Source organism: Chryseobacterium sp. D764 (assembly GCF_019317325.1).
Taxonomy (GTDB): Bacteria; Bacteroidota; Bacteroidia; order Flavobacteriales; family Weeksellaceae; genus Chryseobacterium.
This window is the reverse complement of the sequence record NZ_CP079219.1, coordinates 3,617,401-3,636,283: the sequence shown is the minus strand read 5'-3', so window position 1 is coordinate 3,636,283 and position 18,883 is coordinate 3,617,401. Positions and strand designations below refer to the sequence as shown.

The window sequence follows — 18,883 nt, the reverse complement described above, 5'->3', positions numbered from 1 at the left end:
AATTTATTTAAATCTTAATCTTCAAATTCTTCTCTCAAAATACGTTTTACCTCTTCGATTGTTTCTTCTTCAAGGTCTACCATATTTAAAAGACTTTCAGTTTCTTTATCTAATACTGATTTTGCAGTTGTAAGTCCTACTTTCTTAAACTCATCCAAAATCCACTGCTCGATATCGTCATTAAATTCTCTCAATTCAACATCGTCATCCTCGCTGGACTCTCTGTATACATCAATTTCATATCCTGACAACCAAGAAGCCAGTCTAATATTCTGTCCTTGTTTTCCAATTACTTTAGAAATCTCTTCAACAGGAGTATATACTAATGCATAGTTTTGATCCTCATTGATGTCAATTTTATTGACAGTAACATTTCCTAAAGCTCTCTTCACCAAAATTTCAGGGTTTTTAGACCACTGAATAACATCGATGTTCTCATTTCTCAACTCTCTTACAACCCCATGAATTCTGGATCCTTTAACACCTACACAGGCACCTACCGGATCAATTCTGTCATCATAAGCATCTACTGCAATCTTCGCCTTTTCACCAGGAATTCTTACTACCTTTTTCAGCATAATTGTTCCGTCCTGGATCTCAGGAATTTCCAGCTCTAATAATTTCTCAAGGAATTTAGGTGCAGTTCTGGAAATAATAATCTGTGGTTTAGAACCTTTAAAGTCTACTGTTTCAACAATAGCTCTGATATTCTCACCCTTTTTAAAGAAATCGGATGGGATCTGGTTTTCTTTTGGTAAAATAAATTCATTTCCTTCATCATCCAGCAAAATCACGTGCTTATGACGGATATGGTGGATTTCTCCTACAACTATTTCCCCAATTTTATCTCTAAACTGCTCGTACAGCATTGCATTATTGTGCTCCTGAAGTTTTGTAGCCAGAATCTGCTTAAGGGTAAGAATATTTCTTCTTCCCAACTGTGCAACAGGAATTTCCATTGTAAAGTCCTCACCTACTTCAAAGGTAGGATCAATCTTCTTTGCTTCAGAAATTTCAATTTCCAAATCATCATCTTCAGACATTTCGTCCTCTACAATTGTTTTATTTAAAAATATCTGAAAATCTCCTTTATCTGGGTTTACAATCACATCAAAATGATCATCCGAATCAAATCTTTTTCTCAAAAGAGTCTTCAGTGAATCTTCAATAATTGCCATAAGATCAATTTTACTGATCCCCTTTTCGTCTTTAAAATCACCAAAGGATTCAATCAACGCTATATTATCCATCTATTCTTTTTTCTTTTTAAAATTTAATTACTACTAATGCTTTCTTGATTTCGGAGTAAGGAATCTCCTTCTCCTCTTCTACATCTACTTTTCCTTTTCCGATATCTTTCGGCTTACGATAACGCAAAGTAAGCGTGATCTTTTCATCATCTACTTTTGACAATTCTCCTTCTATTTTGGAAGAATCTTCCAGCATTACCTCAATCTCTCTTCCAATGTTTTTACCGAACTGTCTTGGTGTGGATAATGGTTCGCTCAATCCCGCAGACATCACCTGAAGACTGAAGTCATGCTCTTCACGATCCATATTGAATTCTATTGCACGGCTTGCATCAAGGCAGTCCTGCAGCGAAACTCCGTTATCACCATCTAAAATCACTGTAATATCATCCCCTGCAGAAATTTTAAGATCAATAAGAAACAGATCTTTTCTGGTCTCAAGGAATTCATTTAACAATTCGTCAATTCTTTTTCTAAACTCCATATAATTTTATCTTGATTTACAGTACGAAAAAAGGCTTTCTTCCGAAGCCTTCCCATTTTTTCCCGTAAATCCATTGCAAATATACGCATTTTTTCCAAAAACACAAAATTATCTTAAGTATCAAGCAAATAGCGACAGATTCATTTACAATAAATTAAAAGAATATGTCACAGGATTTTTATTACTTTTGTCTTTAGAATTTAAAAACAAACATTTTGAATATAACGATTGTAGGAACAGGTTATGTGGGGCTAGTTACAGGAACTACTCTGGCAGAACTTGGCAATTCAGTATACTGTGTTGATATTGATGAAAAAAAAGTAGAAGGTTTGAAAAACGGCATTGTTCCCATCTATGAGCCTAACCTTGAAGAGATGTTTTTAAGAAACATTCAGTCTGAAAGATTATTTTTCACCACCGATCTTAAAGAAGCCTTAGATAAAAGCGAAGTCATATATCTGGCATTACCAACTCCTCCGGGAGAAGACGGTTCTGCAGATTTATCTTATGTACTTCAGGTAGCCAACAACATTGGTGAGATGATGACAGAATACAAAGTTGTTGTCAATAAAAGTACTGTTCCCGTAGGAACAGCGGACAGGGTAAGAGAAACAATCGCTTCCAAAACAAACCTCCCTTTTGATGTAGTTTCAAATCCTGAATTTTTAAGAGAAGGTTTTGCCGTTGAAGACTCTATGAATCCCTCAAGAGTAGTTGTAGGTGCCAGCTCAGAAAAAGCAAAAGACATTATGTCTAAAATCTACCAGCCTTTTACCAATACGGGAATTCCAATCATCTTTATGGATGAGAAATCATCGGAGCTTACAAAATATGCTGCGAACTCATTTTTAGCCGTAAAGATTACCTTTATGAACGAAATTGCAAACTACTGCGAAAAAGTAGGTGCAGATGTAGATAAGGTAAGACTGGGAATGGGTAGTGATGACAGAATTGGGCATAGATTCTTATTCCCGGGAATCGGATATGGAGGAAGCTGTTTTCCTAAAGATGTAAAAGCTCTTATCAAATCCGGGAAACAGGAAGATTTTAATTTCCAGATCCTGGAAGCTACTGAAAATGTAAACACCACACAAAAAGTAATTTTAGTGTCTGAAATCGAAAAGTATTTCGGTGGTACTATAAAAGGAAAGAAAATTGCCATGTGGGGACTTGCCTTCAAAGCAAATACAGATGATATCAGAGAGGCTTCATCTTTAGACAACATTGCTCTTTTATTAGAAAAGGGCGCAGAGATTATAGCTTATGACGCCGTTGCCGAAAGCAATGTCCAGAAACTCCTTGGCAGCAAAATACAATATGCCAAAGGAATGTATGACGCATTGGAAGGCGTTGATGCATTATTTATCGCCACCGAATGGCCGGAGTTTAAAAATCCTAATTTTGAGCTTATGGCTAAAAAAATGAAAAACAAAGCCATTTTCGACGGCAGAAATATGTATCCATTGGAAATCCCTGAACAAAACGGATTTCATTATAAAAGTATAGGAAGAAAGACCATCTCAAAATAAATAAATGAAAAACATTATCATTACAGGAGGTGCCGGATTCATCGGCTCCCATGTTGTAAGAGAATTTGTAAAAAACAATCCGGATACAAAGATCATCAATCTTGATGCCCTCACCTACGCCGGAAATCTTGAAAACTTAAAGGACATTGAAAATGAACCCAATTACGTTTTCGAAAAAGCAGACATCACAAACCCGGAAGAACTCAGAAAGGTTTTTGAAAAATATAATCCCGATGCTGTAGTACATTTGGCGGCAGAAAGTCATGTAGACAGAAGTATTACAGATCCAATGGCGTTTATTAACACCAATGTAAACGGAACAGCCAATCTTCTGAATCTTTGTAAAGAGTTCTGGACATTAAACCCTGACCACACCCATGGCAGATTCCCGGATGAAAAAAGAACCAACCTTTTCTACCATATTTCCACTGATGAAGTATATGGAAGTTTGGGTGAAACCGGATTCTTTTTAGAAACAACTTCATACGACCCCCAATCTCCATATTCTGCTTCAAAAGCAGCTTCTGATCATTTGGTAAGAGCTTATGGAAATACTTACGGAATGCCGTTCATCGTTTCTAATTGTTCAAACAATTATGGACCCAATCATTTTCCGGAAAAACTTATTCCTCTTTGCATCTCAAATATTATCAACGAAAGACCTCTTCCTATTTATGGTGATGGGAAATATACGAGAGACTGGTTATTTGTAATTGATCACGCCAAAGCAATTCATCAGATTTTCAATGAAGCAAAAACTGGTGAGACTTACAATATCGGAGGATTCAATGAGTGGCAGAATATTGATCTTGTAAAAGAACTGATCAAGCAAATGGATGCTAAACTAGAAAAACCGGAAGGCTATTCTGAAAAACTGATCACTTTTGTAAAGGACAGACCTGGCCATGACAAGCGCTATGCTATTGATGCCACGAAACTAAATAAGGACTTAGGCTGGAAACCTTCGGTAACTTTTGAAGAAGGGCTGGGAAAAACGATTGACTGGTATCTTGAAAATAAAGAATGGCTTGAAAATGTAACTTCAGGAAATTATCAGGATTACTACAACAAACAATACAGCTAAAGGTCTTAGCTATTGAAGGGACAATCCAGAAATAGCAAAATAAAATCAATTTATAACACAAAAGAAATAAGCGTAATACGCACCACCAAATGAAAGGAATAATATTAGCCGGAGGTTCCGGAACAAGACTTTACCCTCTAACCATTGCCGTAAGCAAGCAGCTGATGCCTGTTTATGACAAACCAATGATCTATTATCCGCTTTCCACACTTCTTTTAGCCGGAATCAAGGATATCCTAATCATTACTACCCCACACGACCAGGCCGGGTTTATCAAACTTTTGGGAGATGGTTCTCAAATTGGCTGTAATATAGAATATGTTGTACAGCCAAGCCCTGATGGTTTAGCGCAGGCATTTATTTTGGGAGACCAGTTTATCGGCAATGATTCTGCTGCACTGGTATTAGGTGATAATATTTTCTACGGTTCCGAAATGGGAACTTTACTGAAAAATAAAACCAACCCGAATGGAGGAGTTGTTTTTGCCTATCACGTTGCTGACCCCGAAAGATATGGGGTTGTAGAATTTGATAAAGATTTAAAGGCAGTTTCTATTGAAGAAAAACCTATAAATCCTAAGTCAAATTATGCAGTACCGGGTCTTTATTTTTATGATAACGATGTGGTAGAAATTGCTAAAAACATCAAGCCTTCTGCAAGAGGCGAGTTGGAAATTACTGATATCAACAACGTCTATTTAAAAAATGAAAAGCTTGAGGTTGCAGTTCTTGACAGAGGTACTGCATGGCTGGACACCGGAACTTTTGACTCTCTTCATGACGCTTCAGAATTTGTAAGTGTTATAGAAAAAAGACAAGGGTTTAAAATCGGCTGTATTGAAGAAATAGCGTTCAGGAATAAATTCATTAATGAAGAAAAACTGCTTGAAACTGCGGTAAAATATGGCAAAAGCGGCTATGGTGAATATCTGAAACAACTTATCGGGAAATAACAAAAATAATTTATAAAAATCATAGACTATTGGCTTTATGGCCAATAGTTTTTGTTCATACCATCAATTATCAATATATTAGTTGTTGATTTTTAGTTTTATTTATCATGAAAATTTATAAACGAAAAGATACGGTAAGAATTAATTATTATAAATTTGCAAAAACTTACACAGATGAATGAACCACAACAGAAGTGGACTGAGACGATTGGTGCAAATCATTCGTTATTTGACTTGAAGCTAAAAGAAGTCTGGAAATACAAAGATCTTGTCTATATGTTTGTAAAGAGAGATTTTATATCCAGTTTTAAGCAGACTATTTTAGGACCTATATGGTTTTTTATCAATCCCATTCTAACAACCATCGTATATCTGGTTATTTTTGGAAGAATTGCGAAACTCCCAACAGATGGAGCACCACCTCTTCTTTTTTATCTGGCCGGCGTTACTCTTTGGAATTATTTTTCTGCCTCTTTACTGGCTACATCCTCCACTTTTACAGGAAATGCCGGAATTTTCGGAAAAGTATATTTTCCAAGACTGGTTACCCCATTGTCAATCGTCATCTCTAACCTTATGAGGTTTGGAGTACAGTTTATTCTATTCATCCTTGCGTGGGCTTATTATTACTATAAAGGAGAAGCCCATCCTAACATCTGGATTCTTGCAACCCCTTTTCTTATATTCCTGATGGCTCTTTTTGCATTAGGTGTTGGAATGATATTTTCTTCACTCACTACGAAATATAAAGATTTGGCAATGCTATTAGGTTTTGGGGTAAGCTTGTATATGTATGCAACTCCAGTAATATATCCTGCCTCCTCATTACCAGGATTCTTCAAAAAATTAGCATATTACAACCCCTTAACCGGTATTTTTGAATGTTTTAAATACGCTTGGATCGGTGTTGGAGACTTTTCTCCCGCTATGCTGGGAATTAGTACTATTATTATTCTTATCCTTTTGATGATAGGAATTGTTGTATTCAATAAAGTTGAAAAAACCTTTATGGATACGGTGTAATTATTTCCTGTTTAAAAATTTAAATTAAAAAAACATGCTAGCTTTAAAAGCAGAAAACATATCTAAACAATACCGTCTGGGACAAGTCGGTACAGGAACACTGTCTCATGATCTCAACAGGTTCTGGTATAAAATAAGAGGAAAGGAAGATCCTTATTTGAAAATTGGAGAAACCAATGACAGAACAACCAAGGGAGACTCTGAATATGTATGGTCTCTCCGTGATATCGATTTTGAAATCGAAAAGGGAGATGCTGTAGGAATTATCGGAAGAAACGGTGCAGGAAAATCAACACTGTTAAAGGTTTTAAGTAAAGTTACAAAACCTACGACAGGTAAGATTTATACCAATGGAAGAATTGCTTCTCTATTGGAAGTAGGAACAGGATTTCATCCTGAAATGACAGGACGGGAAAATGTTTTTCTCAATGGTGCTATTTTAGGAATGACAAGAAAAGAAATCAAGAGAAAATTTGATGAAATTGTAGATTTTTCTGGTGTTGAGAGATATATTGATACTCCTGTTAAAAGATATTCTTCGGGAATGTATGTTCGCCTTGCGTTTGCTGTAGCAGCTCACTTAGAATCTGAGATTTTAATCGTTGACGAGGTTTTAGCAGTGGGTGATGCAGACTTTCAGAAAAAATGCCTTGGAAAGATGAATGATGTCACCAAAGGAGAAGGAAGAACCATCTTATTTGTAAGCCATAATATGACTGCAATAAAAGAGCTTTGTTCATCCGGAATTTTACTTCACCAAGGGCAGTTAACATATAGCGGAGGTATTTTAGATACCATTGCAGAATATCAGAAAAGCTCTGAGAAGCAATCAATTTACCTTCATGAAGGGCCGTTGGAAACAGCTTTAGGAAATGAAAATATCAAAATATTAGAATTTTCTGTTAAACCTACAAAAGGACAGTTTTTAGATATAGAATCAGGGATTAAAATCCTGCTTAGATTTTATAATTTCAAAGAAAATATCAATATTGATACAACTTTTGAGCTGAGAACATATGAAGAAGCGGTAGTTTTCCATACAGGGGCTCCCATTACTACTCAAAATGATTCTCAGAAAAAAGAATATGTTGTAGAATTCGAAATCCCACCACACTTACTCAATACGGGTAATTATTATTTCAAACTCATGTTTGGAGAAGATCAAAGAATCCCTCTTTTTGTAGCCAACGAAATAATAGGTTTTGAAGTTGAAAATGTAAAAATGGGTAAAAATATCAATGTATTACCCGGAATTATCAGACCTGATTTTAATTACATCGTAAAATAAATTATTTAATGGAAAAAGTTCAATATTTTGATTTAGAAAAAATAGGTGATTCTTCATTAGGCTTCATTACAGTCGCTGAAAATTTAAAAAATATACCTTTTGAAATTAAGCGTGTATACTGGACTTATTATACACCTCAGGATGTAATAAGAGGAGGTCATGCTCATAAAAATCTTGAACAATTAATATTCGCTGTTTCAGGTATTATAGAATTTAACACAGAAAATAAAGATGGACATAAAGAAAGTTTTGTTCTGAATAACCCATCTAAAGGTATATACATCCCCAAATTGGTATGGAGAGATATCAAGTTTTCACATAATGCAGTGCTTTTATGTTTAGCATCTCTGCCATATACTGAAGACGATTATATAAGGGATTACCACGAATTTCAAAAACTCATAGAATGATTAAAATATTAATTGCCGGTGCAGGCGGCGCTCCCTCTGAAGGAGTCATCAACTCACTTCTTCTAAGCTCGAAAAAGGAGAGAATAATTGGGATGGGCAGTGAGCCTACAGATCTGATACTCTCCAATGCACATGAAGTATCCTATATACCTTATGCCAATCAGCCAGATTATAAAGCGTCATTATTACAAATACTGAATCAGGAAAAACCTGATTTAATACATTTTCAAAATGATCTGGAGATTTATCATGCCTCCATAATCAGAGAAGACATTCATTCTACCGGCACTAAAACGTTTATGCCATCGCATGAAGTAATAGACACCTGTGTTCATAAATATAAAACCTATTTAAAATGCAGGGAAGCCGGTGTAACAGTTCCAGAAAACATCATGATCAATAATGAAGAAGATCTAAAAAAAGCGTTTTCAGATTTAGGAGATAAGGATGGAAACATATGGCTAAGAGCTTCATCTATTGGAGGAGGAGGTAAAGGCGCCCTGCCTACTAATGATTTTTCGTTTGCCAAAGGGTGGATTGACCGATATAACGGGTGGGGAGACTTTGTCGCAGCAGAAATGCTTACTCCAGACACGGTAACATGGCTCTCCATTTGGCATGAAGGCGAATTGGTAGTCGCTCAGACAAGATTAAGAAAAGGATGGACTCATGGAAACAGAACTGTTTCCGGGGTTACAGGTGTTACAAAAGTAGGCCAGACCTACTCAGATCCTGAAATAGACAGAATATCAATAGCTACCATAAAGGCAGTTTCGGATAAGCCTCATGGCATTTTCGGGGTAGATATGGCTTATGACAAAAATGGAGTGCCTAATCCTACAGAAATCAATATTTCAAGATTCTTTACAACGGTATTATTTTTTACCGAAGCAGGATTAAACATGCCTGAGATATTTAAAGACATTGCTTTATATAATGAATTTCCCCAATTAAGTAAAAAAATAAATCCATTACAGGATGGGCTAATGTGGCTAAGGGGGATGGACACTCAACCCAAATTAATGACCGATATTCAGATACAGCAACGAATAAAAAATTTATAAATGTTACTTTTAACGGGAGCTTCGGGATTTATAGGAAAACATTTACTTCCGCTATTGATTGAAAAATACGGTAGGGATAATGTTGTGTGTCTAACTTCTCAACCTATATCAGAATGTAGATATTTGTTACACAACAACTATCAGTTCGAAAGCGATTTTTTTTTAAAAAATGGGTTTCAGTATATTGAAACAATAATTCATGCAGGAGCTTTCACCCCCAAAAAAGGAAGTGAAGCCAATAATATTCAATTATCCAATTCAAATATATTTAACACAGATAAACTATTAAGTGCTACTTTACCTCATATAAAAAAATTCATTTACCTTAGTACACTTGATGTCTATGATAATGAGAACATTATTTCTGAGAGTACTTTAGAAAAACCGGCTTCATTGTACGGCCATTCTAAGCTATATTCAGAAAAGATGGTGGAAAGTTGGGGGAAAGAGCATAATAAATCCGTTCAAATTTTAAGGATAGGCCATGTGTACGGTCCGGGAGAAGAGGCTTATCAGAAAATAATTCCTGCAACAATACATAATATTTTAGCAGAAAAGCCAATTCAGATCTGGGGCACAGGAGAAGAATTGCGCTCTTTTATTTATATTAAAGATATCGTTAAAGCTATTGTAGATTCTATTCAACTAAAAGATATAGGAGTTATAAACTTAGTCGGAAATCGTTCTATTTCTATCAATGATTTGGTAAATACAATAAAATTCATTTCTAACAAAGACGTAACAATAGAAAAAATACCTGCTGAAAAAAAAGGAAGAGACTTTGTATTCGACAGTTCAAAAATGAATGAATTTTTGCTACAAAAAGAAACCTCTCTTGAAGAAGGGCTAAAAGAAGAGTTTGAGTACATGAAAAAAAATAAAAAATAATATGAATATTTTTTTTGACCTTGATGGTACTTTAATTGATTCCCGGCCTAGGCTATACCACTTGTTTCAGTCATTAGTTCCCACTTCGGAATTGTCTTTTGATGAATATTGGACTTTAAAGCGGGGTAAAAAAAGTCATAAAGAAATTCTACTTTCTAAATTTAATTATTCCAGCGAGCAATACAGCGATTTTGAGAAAAAATGGATGTCGGAAATTGAATTAGAAAAATGGTTGAAATTAGATACTCCTTTTGAAGGAATAGTAGACTTACTCATAAACCTGTCTAAAAACTATACCCTGTTTGTTGTTACAGCCCGTCAGTCTGAAAGCATTGCTCTGGAACAGGTAAAATCATTCGGTTGGGAAAATATTTTCACGAAAGTTTTAGTAACCCAACAGCAACAGGAAAAACATGATTTAATTAAAAATGCAGTTCAGATAACTCCTGAAGACTGGTTTATTGGAGATACAGGAAAAGATATTCAAACAGGCAAATTATTAGGGATGAAAACAGCCGCCGTACTTTCCGGTTTTCTAAGTAAAGAAAGCTTACTCCCCTATCAGCCAGACATAATTATAAATACTGTTCTTGATTTAAAAATAGATAAAATTACAAATGGAAAATTATAAAAATAAAGTGCAGGATTCAGCACAATTCTATAACAGCTCTTTTCTTGATTTTGATTTTAAGTTAACAGAATTGAATTACTTAAGTTTAAAACCTTATTTTAAAGGAGAATCTGCTTTGGAATTAGGACCTGCCTTAGGACATATGACCAAATATCTGATTAATGACTTTTCATCTTTGGATTTGGTTGAAGGCTCTCAAGATTTATTAAATCAAATTCCTGATTATCCAAATATTACAAAACATAACTCCTATTTTGAAGAGTTTAAAACAGATAAAAAGTTTGATACTATAATAATGAGCCATGTCCTCGAACATATTGAAAATCCTGTTGAAGTTTTAAAAATTATATCTTCCTGGTTATCCGATAGTGGTGTATTTTTAATTTCAGTGCCTAACGCAAAGTCTATCCACAGATTAGCCGCAGTAGAGATGGGATTATTAAACAGCGAATATGAATTGAATCAAAGAGACCATGAATTAGGACACTACAGAGTATATGATTTGGATACTTTAAAAGATGACATTACAAAGGCCGGTTATAAAATAGTGGATGAGGGCGGCATTTTCTTTAAACCTGTTTCAAATGGGCAAATTGAAAATAATTGGAATGAAGCTATGATAGACGGATTTTATAAATTAGGAAAAAAATTTCCTCACCATTGCGCTGAAATATATGTGGCATGTTCAAAATAAAAAGAAATGATTAAGTTTTTAGATCTTCAAAAAGTAAATTTGAAATACCAACAGGAAATAGAAAACAAACTTCTGGAAGTGTTCAGAAGCGGATGGTATTTATTAGGAAACGAAATTAAAAATTTTGAAACCAATTTAGCCGGTTATATTGGTTCAGAATATGCAATAGGGGTAGCAAACGGACTGGATGCGCTTCGTCTTATTTTTCGGGCTTATATCGAACTGGGTTATATGAAACCCGGTGACGAAGTAATTGTCCCTTCCAATACCTATATTGCTTCCATTCTGGCTTTGTCAGACAATGGATTAGTTCCCGTTTTAGTAGAACCCGAGCTTAATACTTACAATATTAATATTTCAAAAATAGAAGAAAAGATTACTGATAAGACAAAAGCCATTTTAATAGTTCATCTTCAGGGCAGAATTGTTTTCTCAGAAAAACTGAAAAGTATTGCTGAAAAATATAAATTAAAAATTGTAGAAGACAATGCCCAGGCTATAGGTGCCGAATGGAATAACATTAAATCAGGAAATCTTGGAGACGCCGCAGGGTTCAGTTTTTATCCCGGAAAAAATCTGGGAGCTCTGGGAGACGCAGGAGCAGTCACAACAAATGACAAACAATTATCCGAAACGATCCGTGCTTTAGGAAATTATGGCTCAAACCAAAAATATATTAATATTTACAAAGGATTAAATTCCAGATTAGATGAACTTCAGGCAGCTGTTTTAGATGTTAAACTGAAATATATTGAAGATGAAAATGAAGCAAGAAGAAGAATTGCAAAATTATTTATCGAAGGAATAAAAAATTCCAAAATCATCCTTCCTGAAAACCCTTCAGATGAAAAAGAGCATGTATGGCATGTTTTTGTCATAAGAACAGAAAACCGTGATCTACTTCAAACCTATTTAACAGAAAAAGGTATTCAGACTATCATTCACTACCCTATCCCTCCCCATCAACAGGAAGCTTACAAAGAAATGAATGAACTTTCTTTTCCTATCAGTGAACTGATACATGAGGAAGTACTGAGCTTACCTATATCTTCTGTGTTAGAAGAGCATGAAGTGATAAACATCATTAATGCCTTAAATGAGTATTAATATGGAACAGCCTCTAGTTACAGTTATTGTCACAGCCTATAATCATTCCCAATATATCAAGGAAAATTTAGATAGTGTAAAAAATCAAACCTATAAAAACATTCAGCTTATTCTGGGTGATGATGTCTCGCCTGATAATTCCGTTGAAGTTTTTGAGCGTTGGTTAAATGATAATAGTTATTCTGCAGAAAAAAACTTCCATACCAAAAACACAGGTCTGGCAACAATGTTGAATGAATGTATTAAGCTTGCAAAAGGAAAATATATAAAAATCATTTCAGCAGATGATTACCTGCATCCTGAGTTCTTAGAAAAGACTGTTGCTAAAATTGAATCTTTAGGAAAAGAATATGCCATGATTCATACCAATACCAATATAATAGATGAAAACAGCCGTATTGGAGAAGATATAGCAGATTATGATGCATTAGGAGAAGTTGATCCCTATATTTTCAGAAAAGAACTGATAAAAAATAACAGAATTGCAGGTCTGACTACATTGATAAGAACAGAAGCAATTATTGAAACCGGTGAATATGACTCAATGTTTATTGCTGAAGATTATTATCGCTGGTTAAAAATAAATGAAAAGTATTTAATTGGTTACATCCCTGAAAAACTGGCATATTACAGATTACACCAGGAAAATATTTCAAAAATAAAAGCAGACAGAATTGAAATTGAAAACGTGATGCTTCAAATGATGTTTGATAAAGAAGGTGATCTAAAAAATAAAATAAATGGTATCACACAGAAATATTATTTTTCTGGAGAAAAACTGCCTTCACAATACACTGAAGCCTACAAGAAATACCCTTTCAATGTAAAAAGATTAAGTATTGCAATACAGTATAAAATTCCGGTTCCGTTGTATAAATTTTTAAATAAAATGATTTAAAAATGAATCCAAAAATTTCAATAATCGTCCCATGTTATAATCAGGCTCATTTTCTTGATGAATGCCTACAATCTGTGTTAGAACAGACGTTTCAGGATTGGGAATGCATCATTGTGAATGATGGATCACCGGATAACACAGAAAATATTGCAAAAAAATGGCTGGAAACAGACAGCCGTTTTCACTATCTCTATAAAGATAATGGTGGTTTATCGTCTGCCAGAAATGCAGGAATAAAAACGGCCAATGGAGAATGGCTGCTTCTCCTTGATTGCGATGATATAATAGAAAATAAAAAATTAGAAGCTCATTCTAGGTTTTTTAATCAAAATATTGATATCATTATTTCCGGATACCGATATTTTGAAAGCTCAGAAGGAGTCAACTATAAAAGGATTTTTGGAAGAAATAATTTTCTTCCGGAAGTATACTTAAATTTTGATGATACTACTGATATTAAGCAGCTTTTTAAGATTAAAAACCCTTTTGTAATATCTGCTCCGTTATATCATAAAGATATTTTCAAAACAATTGGTTTCTTTGATGAGCGTTTAAAGTCTTTAGAAGATTGGGAATTTAATCTCAGATGTGTTTTGAATGATTTTAAATTTCAGCATATTGGCTATGAAGGCAATACAAAAACGCTTATAAGACTTCATGACAGCAGTATGATGAGAGATACTGCAAAAATGAATCAAAACTATGAATTATTTCTTTCCATCTGTTATTCCAGTCCAAAATACGTGGAAACTTATGGCAAACCTGCCCCAAAAACAGAAAAACCTCAAGAAAAAAAAGGAAGAAAGTTGCTCAAATTATTGATTCCTCCTATTTTTATTGTATTAAAAAATAAGATCCTCTATCGAACGAAATAAGTTAATGATGAAAAAAATAAAGCCCCTTGCATTCTACCTCCCTCAATACCATCCTGTCCCTGAAAATGACGAATGGTGGGGAAAAGGTTTTACAGAATGGACGAATGTAGGAAAAGCCCAACCTTTATTTGAAGGACATGAACAGCCTATATACCCTGGAGATTTGGGATATTATGATCTGCGGGTTCCAGAAGTAAGAGAACAGCAGGCTCAGATGGCTAAAGACTATGGTGTACACGGATTTATCTACTATCATTACTGGTTTGGTAATGGCAAACAATTGTTGGAACGTGTTGCCAACGATGTGCTGAAATCAGGAAAACCAGATTTCCCTTTCTGCTTCTGCTGGGCCAATGAAACATGGTCAGGCATATGGCACGGATTATCAGAAAAAATTCTGGCTCAACAGGTTTACCCTAATGAACAGGACTTAATTGCCCATTTCGAATACCTTCTTCCTTTCTTCAAGGACGAGAGGTATATAAAAGTGGACAATAAACCTCTTTTGATTATCTACGATCCCAACCATTTGAATGATGGAGATCCTCATTATATTTCCAGATTCAGAGAGCTTGCAAAAGAAAACGGATTTGATGGCTTATATGTCATGGCATCCAATAAACTTCGTGATGATCTTGATTTTAAATCTATGGGATATGACAGTAAGATTTCCAATGCCTTTCAGAAAGCATGGGTACCTCATATTGACAAAAAAGAATACATCTCCCATTCTCAATATTATAAAAACAGAATAAAAGGATTAATCGGAATTAAGAAAAAAGAACAGCCTAAAGTCAGAATTCAGGACGCCCAGGCGGTAGTCAATGACTTAAAGTTTGAAGAAAGCAACGTTCCTACCTATCCATGTATCCTGCCTAATTGGGACAATACTCCAAGAAGTGGATACAGAGGCATTATACTTGCTAATAATTCTCCGGAAATATTTGAACAGCAGGTTGAAAAAGCCGCAACATATCTTGAGGATAAAAAAGATTATCCTGAACAGTTTTTAATTGTTAAATCCTGGAACGAATGGGCAGAAGGAAATATTCTGGAACCGGACAGAAAATATGGTTTCGGATATCTGAATGCATTAAAAAAAATCTTGAATAAACACAGTCGAAATGAGTAAATTCAGTATACTTATTGCCAATTATAACAATGGCCATTTTTTTGAAAAATGCTGCCAAAGCTTAGTTGCGCAGACTGAAACGGATTGGGAAGCTGTAATTCTGGATGACGGCTCTACCGATAACTCTCTAGAAGTTATAAAAAAAATCACAGGTGACGATTCCCGGTTTAAAATACACCAGAATGACCAAAACAGAGGAATTGGCTATACAAAAAAGAGATTAATAGGTCTTGCTGAAGCAGAAATATGCGGTTTTTTAGACCCAGATGACGCTTTGGCTCCTCATGCTCTGGAAATTGTTTTAAAAACACATTCCGAATATCCGGAAGCAGGCCTGGTATATTCAAATTTTGTACGATGTGATGAAAATCTTAATCCTCTGTCTGTTCATAAAGCCAAACAAATCACAGAACTGGATCAGTCTTACTTTAACTTCAATGCAGAGATTTCACATTTCGTCACATTCAAAAAGAAGATTTACGAGCAGACGTCCGGCATTGATTCTTTCTTAAAAATTGCTGAAGATAAAGACTGGTACATGAAAATGTGCGAAACAGCCCCTGTTAAATATATTGATGAGGATTTATACTTATACAGAATCCATGACAGTGGGATCTCTACAACCAAAAATGCAGAAAAAGCATTATTCTGGCACTGGGTTGCTATGATCAAAATGGCAGAAAGAAGAAACATAAGTATTGAAGATCTTTTTATTCAGAGCTATGTTCCGAAAAAGAAATATGACCAGGCCCTCAACCAATTGAATCATGTAAAAAATTCAAGATGGGCAAAATTGGGGAATACACTTGGACTTTTTAAAATCTTTAAAAAACTTTAAATCTATTGATATTCTTAAAAGATTTAAAACTAACATCTTAATTAGAAAAGAAGCATATGATTATTGGTAGTGGAATTCTGGCAAATGCCGTAAAACTTTATGATAAAGAAGATGTTGTTTTTTTTGCATCAGGAGTTTCCAATTCACTGGAAAAGAATCCTGCTGAATTTGAAAGAGAAATATCCCTTCTGAAATCAGTTATTAGCCAAAATCCGGATAAAAAGCTGATCTATTTTTCCACATGCAGTATTTATGATCCCAGTAAAACCGACAGCCCTTATGTAGTGCATAAACTTGCTATTGAAAAAATAATTGCAGAGCATTGCTTCAGCTTTATTATTTTCAGGGTAGGGAATGCTGTAGGCCGTGGAGGAAATCCCAATACGCTGATCAACTTTCTTAAAAATTCAATCTTATCTGAAAATAAGCTAACCATTTACAGCAATGCAAGAAGAATTCTGATTGGTACGGATGATATTGCATCATTTGTCGGGAAGTATATGCAGGACCTCAACAATGAGATCGTCAATCTTGCTTACCCTTACCAGTACTCATTACCGGAGATTTTATCTCAGCTGGAGAATCATCTTGCAAAAAATGCAGATTATGAAACTGTGAACGAAGGTTCCTTTTATAATATAGAGTTCAACAGCCTTACAGAAGATTTTTTCGAGGGTCTGTCTCCTGATGAATACCTTAAGAAACTCTATTCATCTTATTTATAAAAGACAATACATGGCCGCTCCCGAAAGATCCCATTCTGTACCGGAAAAAATAATTTTTGTACCTTCGACCAGAAAGCTTCAGATATTATTCAGGCCAAGAAAAAGCAATTAAAAAGTAGTGGTTTTTATGACCAACTGAAGAATAAAAAACACATTAAACCTATTGAATAAAAAATGAAAATGAATCCCAAAATATCCGTAATTGTCCCCTGCTACAAACAGGCTCAGTTTTTAGATGAATGTCTGCAGTCTATAATGGATCAGACTTATGAAAATTGGGAATGTATCATTGTCAATGACGGATCGCCTGATAATACTGATGAAGTAGCTGATAAATGGGTAAAAAAGGACAGCCGTTTTAAGTATCTTTATAAAGAAAACGGAGGTCTGTCTTCTGCAAGAAATGCAGCACTGGAAATTGTTACCGGAGATTACATACAGTTTTTGGATTCGGATGATCTGATACACCGTGAAAAGTTTTCCAAAAGCCTTTCCGGAGACAAAGAATATCCGTTGATTGTAAGTCAGTACACCATCTACAGAAACCAAACCCATCTTCCTGGCTATAAAAATGTTGAGCAGAGTTTCCTGACCTTTGATGGAATTGTATACGATTGGGATCTTAAATTTTCCATCCCGATACACTGTGCCTTGATAGGCAAAAAACTTCTGGAAGGTTTTCTTTTTGACACTACCCTTACCAGCTGTGAAGACTGGGTAATGTGGATTTATATCACCAAGGATCATCCTGATGCCCTTTTGATCAATGAAGCTCTCGCCCATTACCGAAAAGACGTCAACGATAATATGTCTGCCGATCCGATCAAAATCATGAAGCAGCGCCTTAAAATTCTACCAACCTTAAAAAAACTTTATGGTGAAGAGGTACACGACAAACTGGCTTACCATATCATAGACGTTCGTACCACCCAGCTTATACAGCAAAGACGCGAATTTCAAAAAATGATTCCCCTGGCCGTAGTCGCAAAATATCTTTCTCTCAAAAGATTTTATTACAAGCTTTTCAGAAAAAAAGTAGATGGCTAAATTTGAAGTATAATAAACTTCGGACAACTATATTTCCATAAAAACTACACAAATGAGTGGGTACTGCCAAGCAGATATACAGCAGAAACCCTTGTAAATTATATAACTTTAAATAAATTTATTTAGATGAGTCAATTTGTACACGTAATAATGACAAGATTCAATGTTCCTACAAAAGGCTGGAACGAAACACGTTCAGGATATAAACCGCTTACCGAAGAATGGCTGGATGACCGGTTCAAGTTATTCAGAACTTACGTGCTTCCTTCTTATAAAAATCAGACCAACCAAAACTACGTCTGGCTTACCTTTTTCGACACCAATACATCTGATAAGTTTAGAAAAATCATTAAAGAAATTGAAACAGAATACCCAACTTTCAAAGCGGTATTTGTAGAAGATTTTGATGTTATGAAAACGAAAGCTGTAGAAATAATTCCTCAGTTTTTCACTCCTGATACAAAATTTGTGATCACCAGCGAGCTGGATAATGATGACATGCTTCATCAGGATTATATAAAAACAGTTCAGGAACATTTCAAACCGGTTCATGACCTGGTAATAGATTTAAGAAGAGGATATCAGCTTACCATGCTGCCAGACCGTAAAGCGGTAGTAAATGTTTATAACGCTGTAGTAAACCCATTTGTAAGCTTAGCAGAAAGTGTAGACAACTTCAAAACGATGCTAAAGGAAAGAGCTCACAACAGCTATCGCCATTACCCGAATTTTTCTGTAGAAGACAGTAAAGAGATGTACATCCAGGTTATCCATCAGTACAACTTGATGAATGTAACCTTTAAACATAAGGCTGTTCCTGAAGTAGATTTTTCAGAATACGGAATGACAGAAGATACCAAATTTACCATAGACGGGTTCAAGACGTTTCAGCATAATATTGCCAGAGTTCCTTTTGTGATGGGACTTATTATAAAAAAGATATTTAAAAAATAAGATTCCTCC

The 18,883-nt window shown here is 35.0% G+C and carries 20 protein-coding genes; 18 read left to right on the top strand and 2 right to left on the bottom strand.

Annotation, left to right across the window (positions count from 1 at the left end; all coding sequences use genetic code 11):
- Positions 1-14: 14 nt before the first annotated feature.
- Both nusA and rimP read right to left on the bottom strand, forming a co-directional pair.
- The gene (gene nusA / locus KYG33_RS16525; protein WP_047097519.1) at positions 15-1,250 is read right to left on the bottom strand and encodes a transcription termination factor NusA; all 1,236 of its coding nucleotides are present in this window, start codon (positions 1,248-1,250) and stop codon (positions 15-17) included.
- Positions 1,251-1,266: 16 nt separating this feature from the next.
- Positions 1,267-1,734, bottom strand: coding sequence for a ribosome assembly cofactor RimP (gene rimP / locus KYG33_RS16520; protein ID WP_077413525.1), 468 nt, complete (start codon positions 1,732-1,734; stop codon positions 1,267-1,269).
- Between the two features lie 215 nt (positions 1,735-1,949).
- Between rimP and KYG33_RS16515 the strand changes: the two genes are divergently transcribed.
- From KYG33_RS16515 to KYG33_RS16430, 18 genes are all read left to right on the top strand, one after another.
- Positions 1,950-3,263, top strand: coding sequence for a UDP-glucose dehydrogenase family protein (locus KYG33_RS16515; protein ID WP_219072087.1), 1,314 nt, complete (start codon positions 1,950-1,952; stop codon positions 3,261-3,263).
- A 4-nt stretch (positions 3,264-3,267) separates the two neighbouring features.
- Positions 3,268-4,347 (top strand): dTDP-glucose 4,6-dehydratase, encoded by a 1,080-nt coding sequence (gene rfbB, locus KYG33_RS16510; RefSeq protein ID WP_180565011.1) that lies wholly within the window; start codon positions 3,268-3,270, stop codon positions 4,345-4,347.
- Between the two features lie 89 nt (positions 4,348-4,436).
- Entirely contained in the window at positions 4,437-5,300 is an 864-nt protein-coding gene (gene rfbA / locus KYG33_RS16505) for a glucose-1-phosphate thymidylyltransferase RfbA (protein ID WP_077413522.1), read from the top strand.
- A 174-nt stretch (positions 5,301-5,474) separates the two neighbouring features.
- Complete coding sequence (locus KYG33_RS16500) at positions 5,475-6,323, top strand: ABC transporter permease (protein WP_077413521.1); 849 nt, start codon at positions 5,475-5,477, stop codon at positions 6,321-6,323.
- A 34-nt stretch (positions 6,324-6,357) separates the two neighbouring features.
- Entirely contained in the window at positions 6,358-7,611 is a 1,254-nt protein-coding gene (locus tag KYG33_RS16495; protein WP_077413520.1) for a polysaccharide ABC transporter ATP-binding protein, read from the top strand.
- Between the two features lie 8 nt (positions 7,612-7,619).
- Positions 7,620-8,021 (top strand): sugar 3,4-ketoisomerase, encoded by a 402-nt coding sequence (locus tag KYG33_RS16490; RefSeq protein ID WP_077413519.1) that lies wholly within the window; start codon positions 7,620-7,622, stop codon positions 8,019-8,021.
- A complete protein-coding gene (locus KYG33_RS16485) occupies positions 8,018-9,085 on the top strand; it encodes a carboxylate--amine ligase (RefSeq protein ID WP_077413518.1) in 1,068 nt (355 codons plus the stop codon). Before KYG33_RS16490 ends, KYG33_RS16485 begins: the two co-directional genes overlap by 4 nt.
- Positions 9,086-9,973: an NAD-dependent epimerase/dehydratase family protein gene (locus tag KYG33_RS16480; RefSeq protein WP_219072086.1), complete on the top strand. Its 888-nt coding sequence runs from the start codon at positions 9,086-9,088 to the stop codon at positions 9,971-9,973.
- Between the two features lies 1 nt (position 9,974).
- Entirely contained in the window at positions 9,975-10,604 is a 630-nt protein-coding gene (locus tag KYG33_RS16475; protein ID WP_077413516.1) for an HAD family hydrolase, read from the top strand.
- The gene (locus KYG33_RS16470) at positions 10,591-11,298 is read left to right on the top strand and encodes a class I SAM-dependent methyltransferase (RefSeq protein ID WP_180565009.1); all 708 of its coding nucleotides are present in this window, start codon (positions 10,591-10,593) and stop codon (positions 11,296-11,298) included. The genes KYG33_RS16475 and KYG33_RS16470 overlap by 14 nt, the downstream gene beginning before the upstream one ends.
- Before the next feature lie 6 nt (positions 11,299-11,304).
- Positions 11,305-12,405, top strand: coding sequence for a DegT/DnrJ/EryC1/StrS family aminotransferase (locus KYG33_RS16465; protein WP_219072085.1), 1,101 nt, complete (start codon positions 11,305-11,307; stop codon positions 12,403-12,405).
- 1 nt (position 12,406) lies between these two features.
- The gene (locus KYG33_RS16460) at positions 12,407-13,303 is read left to right on the top strand and encodes a glycosyltransferase family 2 protein (protein ID WP_175627177.1); all 897 of its coding nucleotides are present in this window, start codon (positions 12,407-12,409) and stop codon (positions 13,301-13,303) included.
- Positions 13,304-13,305: 2 nt separating this feature from the next.
- Entirely contained in the window at positions 13,306-14,178 is an 873-nt protein-coding gene (locus KYG33_RS16455; RefSeq protein ID WP_180565006.1) for a glycosyltransferase family 2 protein, read from the top strand.
- Positions 14,179-14,185: 7 nt separating this feature from the next.
- Positions 14,186-15,310 carry a glycoside hydrolase family 99-like domain-containing protein gene (locus tag KYG33_RS16450; protein WP_077413685.1) on the top strand — a complete coding sequence of 375 codons (1,125 nt, stop codon included), beginning with the start codon at positions 14,186-14,188 and terminating at the stop codon, positions 15,308-15,310.
- The gene (locus KYG33_RS16445) at positions 15,303-16,148 is read left to right on the top strand and encodes a glycosyltransferase family 2 protein (RefSeq protein WP_219072084.1); all 846 of its coding nucleotides are present in this window, start codon (positions 15,303-15,305) and stop codon (positions 16,146-16,148) included. The genes KYG33_RS16450 and KYG33_RS16445 overlap by 8 nt, the downstream gene beginning before the upstream one ends.
- A 56-nt stretch (positions 16,149-16,204) precedes the next feature.
- Positions 16,205-16,873, top strand: a complete 669-nt coding sequence (locus KYG33_RS16440; RefSeq protein WP_219072083.1) for an NAD-dependent epimerase/dehydratase family protein — start codon at positions 16,205-16,207, stop codon at positions 16,871-16,873.
- Positions 16,874-17,053: 180 nt separating this feature from the next.
- Entirely contained in the window at positions 17,054-17,920 is an 867-nt protein-coding gene (locus tag KYG33_RS16435; protein ID WP_219072082.1) for a glycosyltransferase family 2 protein, read from the top strand.
- Positions 17,921-18,046: 126 nt separating this feature from the next.
- A complete protein-coding gene (locus KYG33_RS16430) occupies positions 18,047-18,874 on the top strand; it encodes a glycosyltransferase (RefSeq protein ID WP_077413509.1) in 828 nt (275 codons plus the stop codon).
- Positions 18,875-18,883 lie beyond the last annotated feature (9 nt).

Bases quoted from the DNA above. Each gene is read 5' to 3' on its own strand.
- nusA (WP_047097519.1), bottom strand. From the start codon at position 1,250: ATGGATAATATAGCGTTGATTGAATCCTTTGGTGATTTTAAAGACGAA.
- rimP (WP_077413525.1), bottom strand. From the start codon at position 1,734: ATGGAGTTTAGAAAAAGAATTGACGAATTGTTAAATGAATTCCTTGAG.
- rfbB (WP_180565011.1), top strand. From the start codon at position 3,268: ATGAAAAACATTATCATTACAGGAGGTGCCGGATTCATCGGCTCCCAT.
- rfbA (WP_077413522.1), top strand. From the start codon at position 4,437: ATGAAAGGAATAATATTAGCCGGAGGTTCCGGAACAAGACTTTACCCT.
- KYG33_RS16500 (WP_077413521.1), top strand. From the start codon at position 5,475: ATGAATGAACCACAACAGAAGTGGACTGAGACGATTGGTGCAAATCAT.
- KYG33_RS16495 (WP_077413520.1), top strand. From the start codon at position 6,358: ATGCTAGCTTTAAAAGCAGAAAACATATCTAAACAATACCGTCTGGGA.
- KYG33_RS16490 (WP_077413519.1), top strand. From the start codon at position 7,620: ATGGAAAAAGTTCAATATTTTGATTTAGAAAAAATAGGTGATTCTTCA.
- KYG33_RS16485 (WP_077413518.1), top strand. From the start codon at position 8,018: ATGATTAAAATATTAATTGCCGGTGCAGGCGGCGCTCCCTCTGAAGGA.
- KYG33_RS16480 (WP_219072086.1), top strand. From the start codon at position 9,086: ATGTTACTTTTAACGGGAGCTTCGGGATTTATAGGAAAACATTTACTT.
- KYG33_RS16475 (WP_077413516.1), top strand. From the start codon at position 9,975: ATGAATATTTTTTTTGACCTTGATGGTACTTTAATTGATTCCCGGCCT.
- KYG33_RS16470 (WP_180565009.1), top strand. From the start codon at position 10,591: ATGGAAAATTATAAAAATAAAGTGCAGGATTCAGCACAATTCTATAAC.
- KYG33_RS16465 (WP_219072085.1), top strand. From the start codon at position 11,305: ATGATTAAGTTTTTAGATCTTCAAAAAGTAAATTTGAAATACCAACAG.
- KYG33_RS16460 (WP_175627177.1), top strand. From the start codon at position 12,407: ATGGAACAGCCTCTAGTTACAGTTATTGTCACAGCCTATAATCATTCC.
- KYG33_RS16455 (WP_180565006.1), top strand. From the start codon at position 13,306: ATGAATCCAAAAATTTCAATAATCGTCCCATGTTATAATCAGGCTCAT.
- KYG33_RS16450 (WP_077413685.1), top strand. From the start codon at position 14,186: ATGAAAAAAATAAAGCCCCTTGCATTCTACCTCCCTCAATACCATCCT.
- KYG33_RS16445 (WP_219072084.1), top strand. From the start codon at position 15,303: ATGAGTAAATTCAGTATACTTATTGCCAATTATAACAATGGCCATTTT.
- KYG33_RS16440 (WP_219072083.1), top strand. From the start codon at position 16,205: ATGATTATTGGTAGTGGAATTCTGGCAAATGCCGTAAAACTTTATGAT.
- KYG33_RS16435 (WP_219072082.1), top strand. From the start codon at position 17,054: ATGAATCCCAAAATATCCGTAATTGTCCCCTGCTACAAACAGGCTCAG.
- KYG33_RS16430 (WP_077413509.1), top strand. From the start codon at position 18,047: ATGAGTCAATTTGTACACGTAATAATGACAAGATTCAATGTTCCTACA.